Source organism: Brachybacterium tyrofermentans, from assembly GCF_014897585.1.
GTDB lineage: Bacteria > Actinomycetota > Actinomycetes > Actinomycetales > Dermabacteraceae > Brachybacterium > Brachybacterium tyrofermentans.
In genome coordinates, this window is record NZ_JABUXW010000031.1 from 1 (window position 1) to 21653 (window position 21653).

The window sequence follows — 21653 nt, forward strand, 5'->3', positions numbered from 1 at the left end:
ACGACAGCATAAGAAATCAACCGAATCCGCTGTCCGAAATCACCGCAGCAGCTCACTTTCCGTCGCCGTCATCGGCACCGGCATGGCCGGCAGGACCCACGCCAACGCCTGGAGCCAGGCCGGAACCGTCTATGACCTGGGCCTGCCGCCCGTGCGGCTCGCCGCCATCGCCGACGCCCACCTGCCCTTCGCCGAGGACGCCGCCGCCCGCTATGGCTACGAGAAGGCCGTGGGGGACTGGCGCGACGTCGCCGAGGACGACTCGATCGACATCGTCTCGATCGTGGTGGGCAACGCCCTGCACCGCGAGATCGCCGAGGCCATGGCCGCGGCGGGGAAGCACGTGCTGTGCGAGAAGCCCCTGGCCGGCACCCTCGAGGACGCCGAGGCGATGGCAGCCCTCGAGCAGAAGCACCCCGACCTGGTGCTCGCGACCGGCTACACCTTCCGTCGCAACGCCGGCATCGCCATGCTCGCCAAGCTCGCCGAGGACGGCGCCCTGGGGAGGATCGCCCACCTCGACGGCCGGTACTGGTGCGACTACGGGGCTGACGAGAACGTCCCCATGGCCTGGCGGTACAAGGGCCCGATGGGTTCCGGCGCGCTCGGCGACGTCGGCTCCCACCTCGTGGACTCCGCCGAGCTGATCCTGGGCCCGGTGGTCGAGGTCTCCGGCGCGCAGCTCGTGCAGACCATCTCCGAGCGGCCGGTGGCCGGCGGTGCGGTCGCGGGCGGGCGCGGGGTCGCCGCCTCCGCCGACGCTCCGAAGGAGGTCGTCGAGAACGACGACGTCGCCACCTTCACTGCGCGCTTCGCCTCCGGCGCCGCGGGGACCTTCTCGGTGTCCCGTGTCGCTCACGGCCTGCCCAACTACAAGGCGCTCACGGTGCTCGGAACCGACGGCACCGCGAGCTGGTCCCTGGACCGCACCGGCGAGATCCAGATCGCCGACGCCACCTCGCCGCAGGGCCTCGGCGGTCTGCGCCAGGTGCTCGTGAACCCCGAGTTCCCCTACTTCGGCAACGGCTCCTCGATGGCCTTCGGCGGCGTCGGCCTGAACCAGATCGAGCAGTTCACCTACCAGGCGCACGCCTTCCTGCAGCAGGTCGCCGGCATCACCGAGGGCGCCCTGCCGCCGTGCGCGAGCTTCGCCGACGGCTACCGCCAGATGCGGGTGCTGGACGCCGTGGCCCGCTCGGCGGCGTCCGGTGGCGCGGCGATCGAGATCTCCTGACCCGGCCGACCCGTCGGCCTGTTCCCCACGACCGTTTCCGAGAGGAGACCCCATGACGTTCACCTATGGCGCCTACACCGCCTGCCTGCAGGACCGCACCCTTCCCGAGGCCCTCGACGTGCTCCGCGGGATGGGCCTGACCGGAGCCGAGGTCAACACCGGCGGCTTCATCCCCTCGCCCCACGCCCCGGTCGACGCCCTGCTGGCGAGCGAGCGCGTCCGACGCGACTACCTGCAGGTCTTCGCCGACGCCGGCATGCAGCTCACGGGCCTGACAGCGTCCGGAAATCCGCTCTCGCCCCTGCCCACCGAGGGCCTCGGTCATGCCCACGACCTGCGTCGCACGATCGAGCTCGCCGGCCTGCTCGGCGTGCGCGACGTGGTCGCGATGTCCGGAACCCCCGGCACCGACCCGGGTGCCCGCTACCCGGCGTGGATCGTGAACCCCTGGAACGGCATCGACCTGGAGATCCTCGAGTATCAGTGGTCCGTCGCCGTGCCGTTCTGGAAGGAGATCGATGCGCTCGCTCGGGAGCGGGACGTGAAGGTCGCGCTCGAGATGCATCCGCGGAACCTGGTGTTCTCCCCGCCCAGCTTCGAGCGCTTCGTCGAGCTGGTCGAGCCGACTCACCTCGGCGTGAACCTCGACCCGAGCCACCTGTTCTGGCAGCAGATGGAGCCCATCGACTGCATCGAGCGGCTGGGCTCGCACATCACGCACGTGCACGCCAAGGACACCGCCGTGCTGCCCGGCGCGGCGACCCGCGGCGTGCTCGACACCGACTACGGCCCGGTTCCGGAGGACCCGGCGCAGCGCACGCCGACGGGGATGGGCCACTACTGCTCGACCTGGCCGGACGATCCGGCCTGGAGGTTCGTCGCGATCGGCGAGGGCCATGACGTGGACTACTGGACCCGGTTCCTGGCGGCGCTGGCCGCGGTGGACCCGCAGCTCCACGTCAACATCGAGCACGAGGACGCCGCCTTCGACCGCGTCGAGGGCATCGCCCGCGGCGCCGAGGTGCTCCTGGCCGCCGCCGAGCGCGCCGGCGCCTGAGCGGACGGGTGCCCGCGCGTCCTGGCATCGGCGCACGGAGCTCGCACGCGGAGCTGCGTCACCGGTACCCGCACGTGGAGCTGCGTCACCGGTACCCGCGCGTCGAGCTGTGTCACCGGTACCCGCACGTGGAGCTGCGTCGTCGCCCGCCCCAGTTGCGGAGTTCGCGCTCCGTGGCGGGGTCCACACTGCCTGGTGCGTCGGTATCCACTGGTCTATTCGACGCATCAGACCGTGTGGGCTGCTGGCGCCACCGTGCAGATGCTCTCGGCGCACGGGCCGCTGGCGCCGCCGTGCTCGGCACGTGGGTCGCCGGCGCCGTCGCGTCCAGCGCATACAGCACAGGCACCGCCGCGCCAGCATGCAAGCCGCCGGAGTCCTGCTCGGCACCTCCAGAACCCCTCCGCCCCTGACAAGGAACAGAACATGCCTCTCGTACGCATCACCCAGCAGGACGTCCGCACTCCCGAGCAGTCGCGCCGGATGGCGGACATCGTCCAGGAGGTCATGCTCGAGCTGTTCGCCGCGCCGGCCCGGGATCGCTACCAGATCGTGGAGACGCTGCCCGTCGGCTCGATCCTCGCCGAGGACACCGGGTTGGGGATCGAGCGCAGCGAGGGGGTGGTGATCATCCACGTCACCCAGCAGGGCCGCAGCACCGAGCAGAAGCAGGCGGTCTACGCCGCGCTCGCCGAGCGGCTCGCCGCGGAGGAGCTCGTGCGCCCGGAGGACCTCATCGTCTCGGTGGTGCACAACGACCGCGAGGACTGGTCCTTCGGGCACGGCAGGGCGCAGTTCCTCACCGGAGAGCTCTGAGGGCACGGGCCGAAGGGCCGACGGGCAGGCCGACGGGCCCACGGACCCACGGGCAGGCCGACGGGCCCACGGACCCACGGGCAGGCCGTCGGGCGGGCCGACGGGCCCACGGGCAGGCCGTCGGGCGGCCCGACGGGCGGATCGACGGGCAGATCGGCGGCCTTCCGAACATGTTCACTCATTTGTCTGGACATGAGCCTGCAGGCATGGCACGATAGATCCATCGAGCGGTACGGCCGGGCAGATCGCCCCTGGTCACCGCCCAGATTTCAACGCAGAGAGGCTCTGAGATCATGGCAGCACCCGACCTTGACATCATCACCTTCGGTCGCAGCGGTGTCGACATCTACCCGCTGGAGATCGCCACGGGACTCGAGGACATCTACAGCTTCGGCAAGTTCCTCGGCGGCAGCCCCACGAACGTGGCCGTCGCGGCGGCCCGGCTCGGGCACACCCCGGCCGTGATCACCGGCGTGGGAAACGATCCCTTCGGCCGCTACGTGGTCAAGGAGATGGAGCGCCTGGGCGTCTCGGGCGAGTTCGTCGTGCGCAACGACGAGCTGAACACCCCCATCACCCTGTGTGAGATCTTCCCGCCGGATGACTTCCCGCTGTACTTCTACCGCAAGCCCAGCGCCCCGGACCTGCAGGTCACGCCCGAGCACCTCGACCTCGAGGCGATCAAGTCCGTGCCGCTGTTCTGGTTCTCCGGCACCGGGCTGTCCGAGGAGCCCAGCCGCTCCGCGCACTTCGCGGCCCTCGAGGCCCGCGGTCGCACCGCGCACACCGTCTTCGACCTCGACTACCGACCGATGTTCTGGTCCTCGCCCGATGAGGCTCGCGAGCTGTACCGCGAAGCGCTCAAGCACACCACGGTCGCCGTCGGCAACAAGGAGGAGTGCGAGGTCGCCGTCGGCGAGACCGAGCCCGAGCGCGCGGCCGACGCCCTGCTCGAGGCCGGCGTCGAGATCGCGATCGTCAAGCAGGGCCCCAAGGGCGTGCTCGGCAAGACCCGCGACGACCGTGTGGAGGTCGCCCCGAACCTCATCGAGGTCATCAACGGCCTCGGCGCGGGGGACAGCTTCGGCGGCTCCCTGGCGCACGGCCTGCTGGCCGGCCAGGACCTCGAGACCATCCTGACCCGCTGCAATGCGGCCGGCGCGATCGTCACCAGCCGCCTGGAGTGCTCCACCGCGATGCCCACCGGCGAGGAGATCGACCTGCTGCTCGCCGGCGGCGACCCCAACCACGGGCAGACCGTCGAGCAGATGCTCGGCGCGCTGCGCAACCGCGGCATCGCCGCCCCGGCCACGGAGACGGCCCCCGCCACGGAGAAGACCGCATGAGCAGCGCGAGCGGCACCCCGACCAGCACCCCCGGACCGGCCGGCTCCGGGTTCGTGAGCACTTACGACGAGGTCACGAAAGTCCGCCTCGAGGACCCCTCGCGGATCGCACGCCTCGCGGCCACCCGCCGCCGGCGCACCGTCGCGGACACCGACGGCACCATGATGGTGATCGCCGCGGATCATCCTGCCCGTGGCGCTCTCGGCGTGGGCAGCCGCCCGCAGGCCATGGCCAGCCGGCGCGAGCTGCTGGACCGCATGCGCGAGGCGCTCGCCGTGCCCGGCGTGGACGGTGTGCTCGGCACCGCGGACATCCTCGAGGACCTGCTGCTGCTCGGCGCGCTCGAGGACAAGATCGTCTTCGCCTCGATGAACCGCGGCGGCTTGCAGGGCAGCTCCTGGGAGATCGAGGATCGCTTCACCGCCTACGACGCGGCCTCGATCAAGCAGTCCGGCTTCGACGGCGGCAAGATGCTCACCCGCATCGATCTGGACGACGACCGCACCTCGTTCATCCTCGAGGCCAGCGCGAACGCCGTCACCGACCTGGCGCGGCACGAGCTGATCGCCATGGTCGAGCCGTTCATGTCCAGCCGCCCCGGCGGGGGGAAGATCGTCAACGACCTCAGCCCCGAGGCCGTCATCAAATCCATCCACATCGCTCAGGGTCTCGGCGCCACGAGCGCCTACACCTGGCTGAAGCTGCCGGCGGTGGATGACATGGAGCGGGTCATGGACGCGACCACGCTGCCCACGCTGATCCTCGGCGGAGACCCCGCGAACGATGATCCCGACACCCTGCGCGCCACGTGGAAGCAGGCTCTTGCCCGGCCCAACGTGCGCGGCCTGGTCGTGGGTCGCACCCTGCTGTATCCGGCCGACGACGACGTCACCGCCGCGGTGGCCGCCTCCGTCGACATGCTCCGCTGAGCAGCTTCACGAGCTGACCGGCCCTCTCGAAGGGAGACCATCGATGTCCTCCACCACCAGCACCCCCAGCACGCCCGGCCCCTCCAGCACGCCCGGCACCTCCGATCTGCACCTGCCCGCCGGCTCCACCGGCCGCGGCAACTACGAGACGATCATCGATCCCGGCGCCCGCGACGGCTGGGTCCACACCGGGCTGCGCGTGCTCGCGCTCGGCCCAGGGGAGAGCGAGATCTTCACCGCGAACAGCGTCGAGGCGATGATCGTGCCCCTGAACGGCGGCTGCGAGGTCTCCGTCGGCGGCGAGCAGCACATGCTGCGCGGCCGCACCGACGTCTTCGCCTCCGCGACCGACGTGCTCTACGTGCCCGTCGGCTCCCAGCCCACGATCTCCTCGGCCGACGGCGGTCGCTTCGCGGTCGCCACCGCAGTGGCCACCGGCGTCCACCCGGTCGCGCTGATCCGGGCCGAGGACATCTCCGTGGAGATCCGCGGCGGGGGGAACATGACGCGGAAGGTGCGCAACTTCGGCACCGTCGGCGCCTTCGACGCGATGGACAGCCTCATCGCCTGCGAGGTCATCACCCCTGGTGGGAACTGGTCCAGCTATCCCGCGCACAAGCACGACGAGACCGTGGACGATGGCGAGCACCTCGAATCCGAGCTCGAGGAGATCTACTACTACGAGATCCAGGACGCCCCCGACGGCGGTCCCGGCTTCGGCTTCCACCAGACCACCTCGAGCGGCGAGTCGACGCCGATCGACGTGCTGTCCGAGGTGCGCACCGGCGACACCGTGCTGGTCCCGCACGGATGGCACGGTCCCTGCGCGGCCGCCCCCGGGCACGACATGTACTACCTCAACGTCATGGCCGGGCCGGATCCGGTGCGCGCCTGGAACATCACCGATCATCCCGAGCAGACCTGGGTGCGCGGCACCTGGGCCGACGCCGGCATCGACCCCCGCCTCGAAGGAGAGACCCGATGAGCGAGAACCCGACGACAGCAGCCGCGCAGGCCGCGACCCCGCAGACCAGCCTTCCCCAGGACGTGCGCGTCGGCATCATCGGCGTGGGCCGCATGGGCGCCGACCATGTCGAGCGCATCCGCGGCCGCATCAAGGGCGCCCGTGTGAGCGTGATCAGCGACTATCTGCGCGAGACCGCCGAGAAGGTCTCCGCGGAGACCCCGGGATCCCGCGTGGTCGACACTCCCGAGGAGGTCATCGCCGCGGAGGACGTCGACGCGATCCTCATCGCGAGCCCCGGTGCCTTCCACCGCGACCAGACCCTCGCCGCGATCGCCGCCGGCAAGCCCGTGCTGTGCGAGAAGCCGCTGGCCATGAACCCGCAGGACGCCTACGACGTGGTGCGCGCCGAGGCCGCATCGGGCGCGTCGTACGTCTCGCTGGGCTTCATGCGCCGCTTCGACGCCGAGTACGCCGAGCTCAAGGACGCTCTGGACGCCGGCGAGCTGGGCACACCCCTGCTGCTGAACTGCAAGCACCGCAACGCCACCGTGCTGCCCGGCTTCAACGACACGATGATGGTCTACGACTCGGCCGTCCACGAGATCGACGCGATCTCGTACTTCCTCGAGGAGCCCGTGGTCTCGGTGCAGACCGTCGTGCCTCGCACCACCGAGCTCGCGCCCGAGGGCCTGCACGATCCGCTGCTGTTCCTCTTCCGCACCGAATCCGGCGTGATCGTCACCGACGAGCTGTGGGTGAGCACCAACGCCGGGTATGAGGTGCGCACCGAGCTCGTCGGCTCCAAGGGTGCCTCGACCATCGGCCAGGCCAGCGGCCGGGTCACCACGCAGCTCGAGGGCGGCCGCTGGGGCGGCGATGTCCCGCTGGACTTCCGGCCGCGCTTCGTCGCCGCCTATGACGCCGAGGTGCAGGCCTGGATCAACGCCGTGGCCGACGGCAGCAACGTCGCGCCCCGCTCCGCCACCGCCTGGGACGGCTACGTGGGCGCCGCGATCTGCGAGGCCACCGAACGCTCGCTCACGGCCGACGGGGAGGTGCCGGTCGCGCTCGAGGCACGGCCGAGCTGAGTCACGAAGGCGGCAGCTGAGCTGACCGCCAGGGCGGCGACTGACTGATCATCTGCTGTCCGCGCCGTATCCTGGCGCGGACGCAGGCGTCAACCGAGGAGAGTGCAGTGGAAGGATCCGAGCCGAATCGGGCTAAGACGGTCGATCTGGTCGTGGACCGCGAGCTCTCGATGCCGCTGTACCTGCAGCTCGCCACCCAGATCGAGAGGGCCATCCAGGCCGGCGAGCTCCCTCCGGGCAGCCGGCTGGAGAACGAGCTCGATCTCGCCGGCCGCCTCGGGCTGTCGCGGCCGACGGTGCGCCAGGGCATCCAGGAGCTCGTGGACAAGGGCATGCTGGTGCGCAAGCGCGGCGTGGGCACCCAGGTGGTGCAGGCGCCCGTGAACCGCCAGGTCGCGCTGACCTCCCTGTACGACGACCTGCGCAGCGCCGGGAAGGCCCCGCGCACCGAGGTCGTCGAGTACCGCATCGGTCGGCCGTCCCCGGAGGCCGTGGACCGCCTGCAGCTGCGCGCCGGCGAGCAGGTGCTCGAGCTGCTGCGCGTGCGCTACGCCGACGACGAGCCGCTCGCCGTCATGCGCAACACCCTGCCCGAGCGCATCGCCCCCAGCCGCGAGAGCCTCGCGAGCAACGGCCTGTACGCCTCCCTGCGGGAGGAGGGCGTGGTCTCCGTGCTCGCCCACGAGCGCATCGGCGCCACCGTGGCCGACGAGGAGCACGCCGAGCTGCTCGACGAGGAGATCGGCGCCGCCCTGCTCACCATGGAGCGCAAGTCCTTCGCCAATGATGGCCGCGTGGTCGAGTTCGGGTACCACGTGTACCGCGCCTCGCGGTACTCCTTCGAGGTCACCCTCGTCGACTCCTGACCCCGGTGCCGGTGGGGCCGGCACCGGACGCCGGGGTCAGGTCGCCTCTGCGGGCTGGGTCAGCGGTCCTCGATCTCGAGGAGGTCCGCCGCGCTCTCGAGGTCCGTGTGCTCGGTGGAGTCCTGGTTCATCCGCTCCAGGTAGGGCTGCGAGCGCTCCACCTGCTGCTCCAGGGAGTTCACCGTGGTCAGGAAGTTCTGGTTGGCCTGGGTGCGGAAGGCGTCGATCCCGTCCATGGTGGTGAACAGGTTGTCGAAGGCCTTCTTCAGCGTCTCGGGGGAGACCCCGGAGCTGGCTGCCTGCTCCTGGATCTTCAGGGTGTTGTCCGCGAGCATCTGCGAGGTGCGGTCGATGAGCGAGTCCGTCGTGCGGTTGACCGCGTCGATCTGGTCGAGCACGAGGCGCTGGTTCTCGAGCGCCTGGGCCGTGATCACGGCGGTGCGCAGCGCGGTGACCGTGGTGGTGCGCGCACGCTCCACACCCTGCTGAAGCTTGGTGTTGTTGTCCTCGATGAGGCCCATCGCGAGGTAGGCCTGCACGGTGACGGCGATCTGCGTGGCCACGTCCTGGCGCCGCTGGCGCACGGCGAACAGCACGTCCCGCTCCATGGCGTCGGCCTCCGCGGTCTTGCCCGCGGAGCGGGTCTGATCGGCGCGGCGCACGGTGCGCTCATCCAGCAGCCGCAGCAGCTGGGAGGCCTTCTGCAGGGCTTCGAGGTCCTCCCAGAGGGAGCGGCGCTCCACCGACAGCTCGGCGTTGTCGCGCTGCAGCATCTCCTGGCCGCGGCTGAGCGCGCCGAGCACCTCGTCGAGCTGCTTCTGGTTGGACTCGTAGCTGCGGAAATAGCGCTTGGCGGACTTCTTCCCCGGCAGGAACGCGAGGGCCTTCGAGGCGAAGGTGTCGTCCTTCGGGGCGAGGTCCTCCATGGTGGTGCGCAGCTGGGAGAGGGATTTCGAGACGTTCTCCTGGGAGCCGCCGCTCTCCTTCGCGTCGCGGAGCGACTGCTGCATGAATCGCGAGGAGGTCCCGGTGGTGCGCTCGAAGGTGCGCCTGGCGACCGCGCCCAGCGCGTCGACCTGGGCGGTGAACTCCTGGGAGTGCGGGTTGAGGGCGGCGATCTGCTCGACCCACTGATCGGCGCGGCCCTCGAGATCCTGCTGGGTCTCGGCGGGCAGGTCGGGGAGCATCGAGACGGCCTGGTCCTCGGGGACCTCGGCGATGGGCTCGGCCGGGGTGATCTCCGGTTCGGGGGTGGGCGGCTGGAGCTTGTCCATGGGGGCCTCCTCGGGCGATGGGCGGATCGATGTCGGGTCAGTGCAGGTCGGGGAAGAGCTGTGCGGGTCAGTGGCTGGACAGTGGCTGGTCGATGATGGGGCGCCGGGCATCGGGCGCCGGCGGCCGGGTCAGACGTCGATGATCGGGTTCAGGTGCTGGTCGGCGAAGCGGGTGCGGAGGAACTCGGCGTGCACGTCGAGGGAGCGGGACACCCCGGCGACGATGCCGCTCTCGATCTGCTCGAGGCCCTCGCCGAGCACGGTGAGCTGCTGGTCGACGTCCTCGAGGTTGTCCAGCGCCTCCTGCCGCGCCGCGCCGCGGAAGGTGGCGAGGAAGCCGCCCAAGTCCTCCGCAGCGTCGACCAGCTCGGGCAGGTAGCGGGTGGCCATGCCCTCGAGCATCGTCACCTCGCCCTCATAGGGGCGCTGTGCGCGGATCGTCTCGGAGCCGGTGACGGCGTCGATGCGGCGCAGCAGGGACTCGACATGCTCGAGCACGAGGCCGACCTTCGGATCACTCGCGCCGCGACGCAGCTCGGTGGTGCGTCGGCGCAGAGCGGACGTGGCACTGGAGGTCTCCTCGAGCATCCGCACCGTGGTCCCGGAGGCGCCGCCCTCGATCGTGGGCGGCTGAGGGCCGGACGGGCGGAGAGCACGTAGCGCGGCTCCGCTGCCCCCGGCGACAATCACCCCGGCGCCGACGGCGATGCCGAGCGCGGCCAGCGGGCCCACGAGCGCGGTGCCCAGGCCCAGCACCAAGCAGGCCGCGCCGACCAGGCCGCCGGCCAGCACGGGCAGGCCGACGGAGACGAGGAACGGCCGACGGGGGCGTCCCACGGCGCTCGACGCGGGCCCATGCACCGTGCCCTCGAGCGGCTTCTCGACGGGACCCCAGAGGCTGCGGCGCTCCGCGGTGGCCTTCCACGGCAGGTCCACGTCACCGGGCGCGACGGGACCAGGGGACGTGGCGTCCCCGGGGGTCGGCCGCTGGGCCGACGGTTCGTTCCCATCGTTCACGTGTACCCGCTGTCTCTCCGGAAGGCGGAGACGAGGGCCGGCGGCGGCGTCGGCCCCGGAGGGCCTGCGCCGAGCGAGCGTCTCGTTCCTGGGCGTGCTCGAAGGCTATCGCGGGCGGCTGGATGGCTCCAGGGGATGCGGGGTTGCGGGGAAGGAGGAGGATGCTGCGGCTGCGGCCGGCCCGGACGGCGCCGTGGGAGCCGGAGCGCGCGGTGCGCTCAGGCCGGGACGCCCTCGACCGCGGCGGCGAGCGACGCGAGGGACTGCTCGAGGAAGTCCGGGCCGACGGATGGCAGCCCACCGATCTCCGCGGCAACCTCCGGCGGGGTCGCGCTCCAGTCGTAGGCGAGGGTCACTCGGGTGCCCTCCGGGGTCGGGTCGAGGTCGTAGCGCCAGGTCCATCCGCCGCCGGCCAGGGTGCCGTCGGGGGTGTACTGCGAGGGCTCCCAGGCGATGGAGCGGCCCGGCTCGAAGGCGATCACGAGATTGTGCATCTCGTAGCGCCCGCCGGCATCGGCGTGGAACATCTCGATGCCGAACACCTGGCCGATCTCCGTGATCCTTGCGGGCGCTGCCTCGAGCGACCCCCGCACCCAGTCCGTCGGCTCCGTGAGGTGGTGACGCGCCGGGTCGGCCAGCAGGTCGAAGACGACCTCGGGGGCGGCGCGGACGATGCGATGGACGACGAGGCGGTCCGCCTCGGCGGGCGCGTGCTGATCGGTGGTCATGATGAGGTCCTCCCGTACAGGGCGGCGACGTCGGGGGAATCGAGCCAGCGCGAATAGGTGGCGGACTGCGGCCATCCCGCCGGGACGTCCTGCCACTCCTCCTGGCGACCCCAGGGGAGCACGTCCATCAGGGCGAAGGAGTAGGAGAGCTGCTCGATGCCGCGGCCCGTGGTGTGCCAGGTCCGGTAGACGGTGTCGCCGTCACGGAGGAACACGTTCAGGCCGAAGCCGCCACCGGGCGGGGAGTCGACATCGGCGCCGAAGGAGCTGCCCGCCGTCGAGTACCACTCCATCTCGTTGCCCACCTTCTCGCGGTAGGCGAGGGCTTCCTGGATCGGTCCCTGAGTGACCACGACGAAGCGGGCGTCGTAGGGGCGCAGGAAGTCGAGCCGGGTGAGCTGATGCGTGTAGCTCGTGCAACCGCCGCACTGCCATTCGGCCCCCGGTGACCACATGTGGTGGTAGGTGATCAGCTGGGAGCGGCCGTCGAACAGGTCGACGAGACGGACCGGGCCATCCTTCGACTCCAGGGTGTAGTCAGGGAGCTCCACCATGGGAAGGCGGCGGCGCTGGGCGGCGATGGCATCGAGCTCCCGGGTCGCGGCCTTCTCGCGCAGGCGCAGGTCATCGAGCTCTCGGCGCCAGGTCTCGGCATCGACGACGGGAGGAAGGGCAGTCGGGTTCGTGGTCATGGTGCTCCCCTGCGGTGGGCGGGATATGGTGCATGTGAACACCATCCACATTGGTGTGAACACCGTAAACTTTGAGCGGAAGGGCGTCAAGAGTGTCGGAGGGGAATCGTCCGTACCACCACGGCGACCTGCGGGCCGCACTGGTGGCCGAGGGGCTCGAGCTCACGCGCAGCGACGGCCCCGGCGCCCTGTCGCTGCGGGAGGTGACCCGCCGCGCCGGTGTCTCCCCGGCGGCGGCGTATCGCCATTTCCGTGATCGTTCCGCGCTCCTCGGCGCTCTCGGTCTGGAGATCCAGAGCCGCGTGGTGGAGCGGATGCGCGCGCGGACGGCGGAACCCGGAGTGGCCGATCCAGCGGAGGAATCCCTGCGCCGGCTTCGCGGCGTGGGTCTCGGTTACATCGACTTCGCTTGCGAGGAGCCGGGCTGGTTCGAGATGGCCTTCTTCGGGATCGCCGACGTCGAGGGCATCGGGCCGGACCTCGCGCGCGTGCCACCGTTCGCCGAGCTGCTCGCAGCACTGGACGAGTGCGTGGCGTCCGGGGCGCTGCCCGCCCTTCGGCGCCCCGGAGCAGAGTTCTCCTGCTGGTCAGCGGTGCACGGATGTGCGGAGCTGATCGTGCACGGCCCCTTGAGGGGGGCGGCCCCGGGGCTGGTGCGAGAGGTTGCCGAGCGCGTGGTCGACGACATCATCGTCGGCATCCGCTGACCGCCGATTCCCTCGCGCGAGAACGCCCCGGAGGTGACCGTTGGGCCCGCGCTCCGGGCCGGGTCTCCGCGGCGAATCCCCGGAGCGCGCCTCGAATCGGGTGTCAACGGCGGGCGCGGCCGCCTCCTGCGAGCACGTCGGCGGCGCTCGGCGCGGGGATCTCGGCGTCGAAGGGGATCATCGGCCGCTGGATGCGCGAGTGGCCCAGGCGCACCAGGTCCTGGTCCACGCCGCCCGGGGTGAGGGCGAGCAGCCAGTCGGCGGCGGCGTCGTACTGGTCCGGCTCGAGGTAGCCCATCTTCACGGTGACCACGTCGAAGCCCGTCATCGACAGGCCGAGGCGCTCGAACATCTCGTGGCGCGCCCACTGCGAACGACGCCCCGTGACCACGACCGTCAGGCCGGTGGGAGACTCCCCGTCGAGCACGCGCAGTGCGGCGGCGCGGCCCGTCGGCCCGGATTCATCGAGCGCTGCCACCTCCACCCGCAGCGGCACCGGGCCGGGATCGCGGGCGTCGATCCGCGCGCCGACCTGCACCTCGAGGCGGCCGCCGACGCCCGCCTGCCAGGCGGCGTCGGTCGTGTCCGGATCCACCAGCGCGACCATGAGCGCGCTCACCGCACCGGAACGGATCTCCTCGCGTGCGGCGAGGCGGGCCAGGCAGTAGGTGGTGTCGTCGGCGCCGCCGGCCCCGGGGTTGTCCCCGGAATCGGAGATCCAGAACGGCCGAGCCTCTGAGGCGATCGCCTGGTCCAGGCACTCCTCGAAGGTGCCGGTGGGGGCCACGAACTCGAAGTCGTGGCGGGCCTGCCACACGGTCCCGGCGAGCTCGAGCGCCGCCTCCTGCACGGCGGCCTCGTCGTCCCCGAAGGCGACGATCGCGGCCTGGCAGCGGGGCTGGTCGGCCCAGGCGAACCCGATCCAGTAGGAGATGTCGGTGATACCCCCGCGCTGGGTGATCGCGGGGATGCCGCCGTAGATCGTCCGGGCCGGTTCGATCCGGGTGGAGGTCTTCTCGCCGGGCAGCAGGATCGGCACATGCACGAGCGCCTTGTGGGGGAGCGCCCCGCCGTCGCGCACCCGGGCGGCGGCCTCCACGAGGTCGCGTAGGCCCCGCTCGCGGGTCTCCCAGGCGTCGATGTGGGGAGCGTGCCGGTAGCAGGTCAGCAGGTCACAGCCCTCGAAGAGGGTGTGCGAGACGTTCCCGTGCAGGTCCATCGCGGTGCCGACCACCACGTCCGGGCCGATCGCTCCACGGATCGCCGTGAGGAGGTCGCCCTCGGCGTCCTCGAGGCCCTCCACGCTCATCGCCCCGTGGATGTCGAAGAAGAAGCCGTCCAGCGGGGACTCGGCATGCGCGGCGGCGAGACCCTCCGTGATCTCCTGCTTCCACCCCTCGTACACGTCGCGCGCGAGCTGGCCGCCCGGCAGGGCGCGGGCGTGCAGCACGCCCACGTACTCGGCCGCTTCTCGCAGCGCACGCCCCGAGGTCGAGGGTCCGCCGCCGATGCCTCTGGCTGCGGCGGGACCGGGCGCCGAGCCCCGGTCCTCGGCGCCGCTGAAGAAGGGATAGCGGTCCAGGATCGGCTCCGTGCCGCGCCGCACCTCGAAATCGGCGGTGCCGGAGCGGTAGGGCGTGAACGTCGAGGACTCGATCGCGATCCCGGCGATGCCGATCCGGGGACGGGCCGGGATCCCGGCCGACGGATCGGCGGCTTCGGCGGACTGCGTGGACTGCGACGTCGCGGACATGCGATGCTCCAGGGGCTTGAGCGGTTGATGGGGGGGGTGCGGACATCCTTCCATCCCGGCCGCCCACCCCGCCATGAGCGCGCCGAGGCGCTCGAAGGAGCAGTGCGTTGATCAGTTTCGATGACCGCCATGGGCCCGCAGATGCGGCCCCGGTCGCCGCCTACCCCGAGCTCGCCGTGCCCGACTGGTATCGCGACGCGAAGCTCGGCATGTTCGTGCACTGGGGCCTGTACTCCGTCCCCGCCTGGGCGGACGTCCTGGACCGCAGCGACGTCACCGCGCAGAACGCCTACGCCCGCCACCAGTACGCCGAGTGGTACGCCAACACCGTGCGCATCGAGGGCAGCCCCACCCGCGAGCGGCACGAGCGCCTGTACGGCGTGGGCCATTCCTACGAGGACTTCGCCGACGACTGGCACCCGGCCCCGGACGCCGCCGCCGGGATCGTGGATCTCGCCCGCCGCGCCGGCGCCCGCTACGTGGTGCCGACGACGAAGCACCACGACGGGTTCTGCCTGTGGGACTCCGCGACCACGCCCTTCACCGCCGCCCGGCGCGGCCCGGGCCGTGACCTCATCGCCGAGTTCGCCGACGCGGTGCGCGAGGCCGGGCTGCGACTGGGCCTGTACTACTCGGGCGCCCACGACTGGCACGCGAGCGAGTTCCCGCCGCTGACCTCGACCGACGAGCTGTTCGCCCTGCGCCGCAACGACCCGGAGTTCGCGGCCTTCGCCGCCGCGCAGCTGCGCGAGCTCATCGAGCGCTTCGCCCCGGACGTGCTGTGGAACGACATCGACTGGCCCGACGCCGGCAAGTACGGCGGCCCCGATTCCTTGCAGGAGCTCTTCCGCGCCCATCTCGCCGCGGTGCCGGACGGTCTGGTCGACGACCGCTGGGGCGTGCCCGTGCACGGCGTGCTCACCCGCGAGTACCAGGACATCGCCGAGGTGCAGGACGAGGCCTTCGAATCCACCCGTGGCCTGGGCCTCTCCTTCGGGTTCAACGCCGACGAATCCGCCGAGCACGCCCTGGACGGGACCGCGCTGATCCGTCTGCTGGCCGACGTGGTCTCCAAGAACGGGAACCTGCTGATCAACGTGGGCCCCCGCGCCGACGGCAGCATCGCCGACCTCCAGGCCCGCGCACTGACGGAGCTGGGGGAGTGGCTGGGCCGGCACGGCGCGGCGATTTATGGGACGAGGCCGTGGCTCCACGAGGCGGTGCGCACCCCGCCGGATGGCGTGCGCTTCACGCTCGGGGCCGACGCCGACGGCCGGCAGACGCTGAACGTTCTCCTTCTGGACCCGGCTGCCGGGTCGGTGACGTTGGGCGCGGAGGTGTCGGCGGCGGTCCGAGATCTGGTCGACCTGCCTGCGAGCGGTGCCGGACCAGCAATCCGGCTCGAGAGCGGGAGACTGGTCGTCACCCCGAGCGAAATGCAGAGTGCGGTCGCCGTGGAGGCGCTCACGGTGCGCTATATGCCAACCGCCGGGACTGCTGAGAATGGACTCGAAGGCGCGACCTCCCCGGGCGTGTAAGGACCGTGCATGGCGTGCTCTCTACGGCGTCGTGAGTCATGCACCGCTCGATCGTTGCGATTATCGCAACTTGCTCGTAGGGTGGTCGCATGAACACCACGATTGCGCAGCGCGTCTTCCAACGCCTCGGATCCTCCAGCCTCTCGCAGAAGGCGCTGGGTGACCTGATCGGACTGGACGCCACCAAGATGTCGAAGGCGCGGAACGGATCGCGCGCCTTCTCCACCGGAGAGCTTGCGGCGATCAGCGATGCGCTCAAGGTGGACATCTATTGGTTGATCAACGGTGAGCCCAGCGACCTCTCGCCCCGATACGCATACCGGCACACGTTCGACGAATACGCTGGCGCCCACTCGAAGCCCTGCGACGCTCTTGAGCAGCAGATCGAGCGCACTGTACTGGCATACACCCAGGCAGGTCTCGAACGGGACGACAGGCTCGAACAGTTCCGTGCCCTCGTCGGCGGTGACCGCTTCAACCTGGGCAATCTTCCGACCGGCTTCCAGGACGTCCGGCCCGCTGCTCGTGCCGTGCAGATGAAATGGAAGGAATGGTTGAGCAGGGGCAAGGACCCCGTTCGTGATATCGAGAGCTTCCTGTGGGAGCACTTCGGTGTCGAGCTCGTAGTCGCCGACGTCGCCGGTCAGCACCGCGTCAATACGCAGGTCGTTCAGGTCGCAGGGGCAAGCGTGATCGTTGTTGAACGTTCTGGCACCTGGTACTCGACGCTGTTCGGGATCTTTCACGAGCTCGCCCACTTGATCTTCGGCGCGCTCGGTTGGCGAGGCGAAGGAGCCGACTCGGATGACTCCGCCTTCGAGCCATTCGCCAACGGTTTTGCCGGGGATGTCCTCCTCAGTCGCGACGACCTGACCTCCACGCGCCGCATCGCCGAAATGCCCCTGGAGGAACTTGCTGACTTCCTGTGGGCGCACGCGGTCGGCCTTGAGACTGCCCGCATCAGGTGCGCGATCAACCGGGTCGACGGGCCTTCGGCTGATATCGCGCAGGGCGACATCACGCTCCAGTGGCGAGACGCGCACGGCGATGAACGCATGAATAGGTGGGGCGCGCCGTCCTACCCCCGCCGACTCGTCGATCGACATGAGGAGCTCGTCCGCTCCGGGGATGCTGGGCCGGACGTTCTTGCCTGGATGCTTGGAGTGCCCGCCGAGGAGCTGGTCGTGAAGCGCGAGCCGACGCCTCTCGATGAGGACACCCGTGCCCTCCTCGAGCAGCTCGGTATACCCGCGTGAGGTTCCTGATACCGGACACGTCGCTCGCTTGGAACTTCCACGAGCTGGGCAGGATCGACCTCATCGGTGGGTTCGTGGGTCGTGCCGCGTTACAGCCGTGTACTGCAGAGTGGGGTCTGGAAGTTGAGCGGGAGGTTCTCCGCCTGGTCGTTGATGCGCACGACGAGCTGCAGCAGATTTTCGGCGAATCAGTGAAGCCGACCCCCACGCAGCAGACGGCGACCCGGATCGTGCGTGAGCGGGCATTTCGACGGATCGGAGACGACTTTAGATCGCATACGGGCGAGGCGGAGACCATTGCGATCTGGAGCGACCGAGCGGGGTTCAATGACACCGTCATCTGTCTTACGGAGGACATCAGCTTCGTGGAGTTCTGCTGGCGAACTCGAGAAGCTGGTTCGTTGGCCTCGTCGTATGCAGATGGCCGGCAGTTCACCCCTGTGACGACTGACGACGTCCTCGAGTCGTGCCTAGCGAGCACGTTGATCACTCAGGCCGACAAGCTGGCCTTCGTGCGTTCGCTCCGAGCTGCAGGCCGCCCGTACGTAGGCCCAGCGAAGAACTTTCGCTGAATTGCCGGTGCTCAAGGTGGTCGGGGTCCTCGTCGAAGGCCGGCGACCGAAGGGAATCAGTCCCGCCCGAGCAGCTCCGCGATCTGCGGGTGACCGGCGATGTAGCCCTCGAGCAGCTTGGCCCCCAGCTCCGGGGAGCTGACCAGCGGGTGGGTCGCGAAGCCCAACCATGCCGCCTCCCGCGATCCGGTCGTCGCGGCCTCGAGGATCTTCCGCTCGGCCGCTCGCAGGGTGCTCATCATGCCGAGCCGTCCCAGTTCGATCGGGGCGATCGGCAGCGGGTGCACCCCGTCGCCGTCGACCTCGCACAGCACCTCGAGCACGGCGTCCGCCGGGAGCTCGGGCACGATGCGCTCGGCGGCCGGGGCGTCCTGCCGGTCGGCGCTGATATTGCCCACGTCGAGGATCATCCGCTCGCGGCGACCGGTGGCCAGCGCCGTCATCAGGCGCAGCGCCACCTCCTGGTAGCCGCCGCCGGCGACGTCCTCCTCGCGGCGCTCCTCATCGCGCGACTCCGCCATGTACGTGGCCTCGCGCTCGTGCAGGGTCGAGCGCCAGAGGTCCACCGGTGAGGAGCAGCAGGACTCGCCCGACGGGTCGGCGTCGTCGTGCTGGGCGGAGCCGGCCGTCGGCGCACCGGGCGCGGCGACGTCCGCGGCGACGTCCGCGGCGGCGAGGTAGAAGTCGCCCTGCTGCTTCGCGAGGAACTCCCCGCGGGTGGTGGCAGAGCCCGTGATCCTCTCGATCGCGGAGGCGGTGTGCAGGTAGTAGTACAGGTATTCGTTGGGCAGCGCTCCGTCGGCCCGCACCCAGTCCTTGCCGATCAGCCGGGCCTCCTCGATCTCCTCGAGGGCGGCGTCGTCGGCCAGCAGCCCCGGCAGGCGGTCCACCCCGTCGACCGTGACGGAGCGCAGCCAGCCCAGATGGTTCAGGCCCACGTAGTCGACCTCGGCGCCGCGCTCGCCGGCCACCAGATCGACGTCCAGCAGGCGGCCCACGCGGCGCACCAGGCCGATCGGGGTGTCGCAGATGCCCACCACGCGGTCCCCGAGGATCGAGCGCATGGCCTCGGTGACGATGCCGGCCGGGTTGGTGAAGTTGATGACCCAGGCGGCGGGGGCGACCTCGGCGACGGTGCGCGCGATCTCGAGGGCCACGGGGATCGTGCGCAGCGCGTAGGCGAGGCCGCCGGGGCCGATGGTCTCCTGGCCCAGCAGCCCCAGGCCCAGCGCCACCCGCTCGTCGACCGTGCGGGCCTCCGCGCCGCCCACGCGCACGGCGCTGAACACGAAGTCCGCCCCGGTGACCGCCTCGCGCAGATCGGTGGTGGCGGTGACGCGCGGCGGATGCGCGGCGCGTCCGTCGGCCTCGAGCTGGGCGCGCACCCCGTCGATGACCTCGGTGATCGTGCGCAGCCGGGCGGCGTCCACGTCCTGCAGGGCGATCTCGTCGACCTGCAGGCCGGTGGCGCCGGTGGCCATGGCCTCGTACACGAGGGGGACGCGGAAGCCGCCCCCGCCCAGGATCGTCAGCTTCATGGCAGCAGGACCTCCAGGTCCTCCCCCTCGGGGAGGGTGAGTGAGTCGGGGGAGCGGTCGGTGACCAGGGCGGTGAACTGCCCCAGGGTGGAGACCTCGAGGAACCCCGAGCCGGGGAACTTCTCGTGGTCGGCGAGCAGGAAGGCGGAGGTCGAGACCTCGAGCAGACCGCGTTTGATCGGCACCTCGCTGGGGGTCGAGTCCAGGACGGTGCCGTCGGGCCGGATCCCGGAGGTGCCGAGGAACGCGATGTCGACGCGCACCTGGCGCAGGGCGGATTCGGTGAGGGTGCCCACGAGCGACTGGTAGTTGGGTCGCAGCAGGCCCCCGAGCACCACGATGTCGATGCTCGGCGCGTCGGCGAGGGCGGTGACCACGGCGAGGGAGGCGGTGACGACGGTCAGGGACCGGTTCTGGAGCAGGGGGCACATCGCCGCGACGGTGGTGCCGATGTCCAGGGCGATCACGTCGCCGTCGGCGATGCAGGCCACGGCCCGTTCGGCGATGCTGCGCTTGGCGGCGGACGCGGAGGTGGCGACATCGGCGAAGGCGCGCGGGTCGGCCTCGGGGCGCACCGATCCGCGCACGTCGCACGCCCCGCCGCGCACCCGGCGCACGACGCCGGAGGTGGACAGCATCTCCAGGTCGCGGCGGATCGTGGCCTCGGAGACGGCGAAGTCCGAGCTCAGGGTGCCGACGGTCGCCGAGCCGTGACGGCGCACGAAGGCGGCGATGGCCTCGTGGCGTTCCTCGCTGAGCATGGGCACACCGTAGCACCGACCGATCATCTTCGAACACCATCGAGCAGAAGCCTGCACATCCGCACATGATGTGTCATCATGGTGCCCTGCGCCACAGCATCGCGGCTGTTGCCGCCTCGCATCCTCAGGAGGACCCCATGCGTCGACGTACCTTCCTCGGCTCGACCGCCGTCGCCGGAGGCCTCGGGCTCCTCGCCGCCTGCGCTCCCGGCTCCGATTCCGGCTCCGGAGGCAGTGATGGTGGGGGTTCCGGCCCCGCCGCGGGAGACGTCGAGACGGACCCCTCGGCGATGGGCGACGTGACCCTGAAGGTGTGGGACCAGGAGGTGCGCGGCGCGCAGAACGACGCGATCGAAGCGCTGATCAAGGCCTTCCAGGAGGACAACCCCAACATCACGGTGGAGCGGGTCTCGCAGTCCTTCGACGACCTCCAGCAGCAGACGGGCCTCGCCCTGTCCGGCAACGACGTGCCCGACGTGCTGCAGGTCAACAACGCCCGCGGCGACATGGGCGAGTTCGTCAAGGCCGGCCAGCTCACCGATCTCTCCGGGTACGCCGAGGCGTACGGCTGGGAGGATCGCTTCTCCGACTCGGTGCTCTCCAAGGCCCGCTACTCGGCCGACGGCGTCACCTTCGGCGAGGGCTCCCTGTGGGGCCTGCCGCAGACGGGTGAGGTGTGCGGCATCTACTACAGCGCGACAAAGCTCGAGACGCTCGGTGTCGAGCCCCCGACTAGCTGGGACGAGCTGTTCGCCCTGGTGGAGGCGGCGCAGAAGGCGGGCGAGCAGCCCCTCGTGCTCGGCAACCTCGAGCAGTGGCCCGCGTTGCACGTGTTCGGCCCGCTCCAGGCGAACTTCGTGCCCACCGACGAGATCACCACGCTCGCCATGGGCAACGCCGGCGCCGAGTGGACCGATGACCCGAACATCCAGGCCCTCACCCAGCTCGCGGACTGGGGCAGCAGCGGTGCCTTCGGCGACTCGCCCAACGGCCTCGCCTACGACACCGCCTGGGCCGACTACACCAAGGGCACTGGGGTGCTGCTGATCGGCGGCTCCTGGCTGGGCCCCGACATGGAAGCCGTCATGGGCGACGATCTGCGGTTCATGGCCCCGCCCGCCGGCGCCGACGGGAAGGTCGCCACCACCGGCGGCACCGGGCTGCCCTTCGGGATCCCCGCCAAGGCTGCCAACGCGGACGCCGCCGCGGCCTACATCGACTACATCACCAGCGACACGGCGATGGAGCTGATCGCCGACAACGGCGGCATGCCCGTGCTGCGCACCGCCGAGCTGGCCCCGACGTCCGGGGTCAACAAGGACATCTACGAAGCCTTCGACGCGGTCTCGAACGACGGGGTGCTGCTGCCCTACCTCGACTATGCGACCCCGTCCTTCGCTGACACCGCCGGCGCCGCCCTGCAGGAGGTCATCGGGGGGCAGGCCGAGCCCGCGGCCGCCGCCGAGACACTGCAGGCGGACTATGGCGAGTTCACCGCGGAGGCCTGAGCGACG

20 protein-coding genes are annotated in these 21653 nt (G+C 70.7%); 13 read left to right on the forward strand and 7 right to left on the reverse strand.

Annotated elements, in window-relative coordinates; all coding sequences use genetic code 11:
• Positions 1-70 precede the first annotated feature (70 nt).
• The 8 genes from INT49_RS17760 to INT49_RS17795 all read left to right on the forward strand — a co-directional run bounded on the left by INT49_RS17760 (position 71) and on the right by INT49_RS17795 (position 8303).
• Positions 71-1234 carry a Gfo/Idh/MocA family protein gene (locus tag INT49_RS17760; RefSeq protein ID WP_319021692.1) on the forward strand — a complete coding sequence of 388 codons (1164 nt, stop codon included), beginning with the start codon at positions 71-73 and terminating at the stop codon, positions 1232-1234.
• Between the two features lie 52 nt (positions 1235-1286).
• Positions 1287-2291 carry a sugar phosphate isomerase/epimerase family protein gene (locus tag INT49_RS17765; protein ID WP_193119085.1) on the forward strand — a complete coding sequence of 335 codons (1005 nt, stop codon included), beginning with the start codon at positions 1287-1289 and terminating at the stop codon, positions 2289-2291.
• A gap of 426 nt (positions 2292-2717) precedes the next feature.
• Positions 2718-3107, forward strand: a complete 390-nt coding sequence (locus INT49_RS17770; protein ID WP_193119086.1) for a tautomerase family protein — start codon at positions 2718-2720, stop codon at positions 3105-3107.
• A gap of 293 nt (positions 3108-3400) precedes the next feature.
• Positions 3401-4453 carry a 5-dehydro-2-deoxygluconokinase gene (gene iolC / locus INT49_RS17775; RefSeq protein WP_193119087.1) on the forward strand — a complete coding sequence of 351 codons (1053 nt, stop codon included), beginning with the start codon at positions 3401-3403 and terminating at the stop codon, positions 4451-4453.
• Positions 4450-5382: a Cgl0159 family (beta/alpha)8-fold protein gene (locus INT49_RS17780; RefSeq protein ID WP_193119088.1), complete on the forward strand. Its 933-nt coding sequence runs from the start codon at positions 4450-4452 to the stop codon at positions 5380-5382. The genes iolC and INT49_RS17780 overlap by 4 nt, the downstream gene beginning before the upstream one ends.
• A 43-nt stretch (positions 5383-5425) precedes the next feature.
• The gene (iolB, locus tag INT49_RS17785) at positions 5426-6367 is read left to right on the forward strand and encodes a 5-deoxy-glucuronate isomerase (protein WP_193119089.1); all 942 of its coding nucleotides are present in this window, start codon (positions 5426-5428) and stop codon (positions 6365-6367) included.
• Entirely contained in the window at positions 6364-7437 is a 1074-nt protein-coding gene (locus INT49_RS17790; RefSeq protein ID WP_193119090.1) for a Gfo/Idh/MocA family protein, read from the forward strand. The genes iolB and INT49_RS17790 overlap by 4 nt, the downstream gene beginning before the upstream one ends.
• A gap of 170 nt (positions 7438-7607) precedes the next feature.
• Positions 7608-8303, forward strand: coding sequence for a GntR family transcriptional regulator (locus INT49_RS17795; protein ID WP_193119115.1), 696 nt, complete (start codon positions 7608-7610; stop codon positions 8301-8303).
• Between the two features lie 59 nt (positions 8304-8362).
• Here the strand turns inward: INT49_RS17795 and INT49_RS17800 are convergent, their stop codons facing one another.
• The 4 genes from INT49_RS17800 to INT49_RS17815 all read right to left on the reverse strand — a co-directional run bounded on the left by INT49_RS17800 (position 8363) and on the right by INT49_RS17815 (position 12014).
• Positions 8363-9577, reverse strand: a complete 1215-nt coding sequence (locus tag INT49_RS17800; protein WP_193119091.1) for a toxic anion resistance protein — start codon at positions 9575-9577, stop codon at positions 8363-8365.
• Between the two features lie 129 nt (positions 9578-9706).
• Positions 9707-10594, reverse strand: coding sequence for a hypothetical protein (locus INT49_RS17805; RefSeq protein WP_193119092.1), 888 nt, complete (start codon positions 10592-10594; stop codon positions 9707-9709).
• Positions 10595-10812: 218 nt separating this feature from the next.
• Entirely contained in the window at positions 10813-11322 is a 510-nt protein-coding gene (locus INT49_RS17810; RefSeq protein WP_193119093.1) for an SRPBCC family protein, read from the reverse strand.
• Positions 11319-12014: a DUF899 domain-containing protein gene (locus tag INT49_RS17815; protein ID WP_193119094.1), complete on the reverse strand. Its 696-nt coding sequence runs from the start codon at positions 12012-12014 to the stop codon at positions 11319-11321. The genes INT49_RS17810 and INT49_RS17815 overlap by 4 nt, the downstream gene beginning before the upstream one ends.
• 92 nt (positions 12015-12106) lie before the next feature.
• On the opposite strand from INT49_RS17815, the gene INT49_RS17820 reads away from it, so the two are divergent.
• Positions 12107-12721 (forward strand): TetR/AcrR family transcriptional regulator, encoded by a 615-nt coding sequence (locus INT49_RS17820; RefSeq protein WP_193119095.1) that lies wholly within the window; start codon positions 12107-12109, stop codon positions 12719-12721.
• 103 nt (positions 12722-12824) lie between these two features.
• On the opposite strand, the gene INT49_RS17825 is transcribed toward INT49_RS17820, so the two are convergent.
• Complete coding sequence (locus INT49_RS17825; RefSeq protein ID WP_226850891.1) at positions 12825-14474, reverse strand: M81 family metallopeptidase; 1650 nt, start codon at positions 14472-14474, stop codon at positions 12825-12827.
• A gap of 107 nt (positions 14475-14581) precedes the next feature.
• Between INT49_RS17825 and INT49_RS17830 the strand changes: the two genes are divergently transcribed.
• From INT49_RS17830 to INT49_RS17840, 3 genes are all read left to right on the forward strand, one after another.
• Positions 14582-16012 carry an alpha-L-fucosidase gene (locus INT49_RS17830; RefSeq protein WP_193119096.1) on the forward strand — a complete coding sequence of 477 codons (1431 nt, stop codon included), beginning with the start codon at positions 14582-14584 and terminating at the stop codon, positions 16010-16012.
• Positions 16013-16101: 89 nt separating this feature from the next.
• On the forward strand, positions 16102-17268 hold the full coding sequence (locus INT49_RS17835; protein ID WP_193119097.1) for an ImmA/IrrE family metallo-endopeptidase: 1167 nt from the start codon (positions 16102-16104) through the stop codon (positions 17266-17268).
• Positions 17265-17840 (forward strand): hypothetical protein, encoded by a 576-nt coding sequence (locus tag INT49_RS17840; RefSeq protein WP_193119098.1) that lies wholly within the window; start codon positions 17265-17267, stop codon positions 17838-17840. Before INT49_RS17835 ends, INT49_RS17840 begins: the two co-directional genes overlap by 4 nt.
• 56 nt (positions 17841-17896) lie before the next feature.
• Here the strand turns inward: INT49_RS17840 and INT49_RS17845 are convergent, their stop codons facing one another.
• Positions 17897-19378, reverse strand: coding sequence for a family 4 glycosyl hydrolase (locus INT49_RS17845; protein WP_193119099.1), 1482 nt, complete (start codon positions 19376-19378; stop codon positions 17897-17899).
• Positions 19375-20139 carry a DeoR/GlpR family DNA-binding transcription regulator gene (locus INT49_RS17850; protein ID WP_193119100.1) on the reverse strand — a complete coding sequence of 255 codons (765 nt, stop codon included), beginning with the start codon at positions 20137-20139 and terminating at the stop codon, positions 19375-19377. The genes INT49_RS17845 and INT49_RS17850 overlap by 4 nt, the downstream gene beginning before the upstream one ends.
• Positions 20140-20276: 137 nt before the next feature.
• Here INT49_RS17850 and INT49_RS17855 point away from each other — a divergent pair, with 137 nt between their 5' ends.
• Positions 20277-21647 (forward strand): ABC transporter substrate-binding protein, encoded by a 1371-nt coding sequence (locus tag INT49_RS17855; RefSeq protein WP_193119101.1) that lies wholly within the window; start codon positions 20277-20279, stop codon positions 21645-21647.
• The last annotated feature ends 6 nt before the right edge of the window (positions 21648-21653 follow it).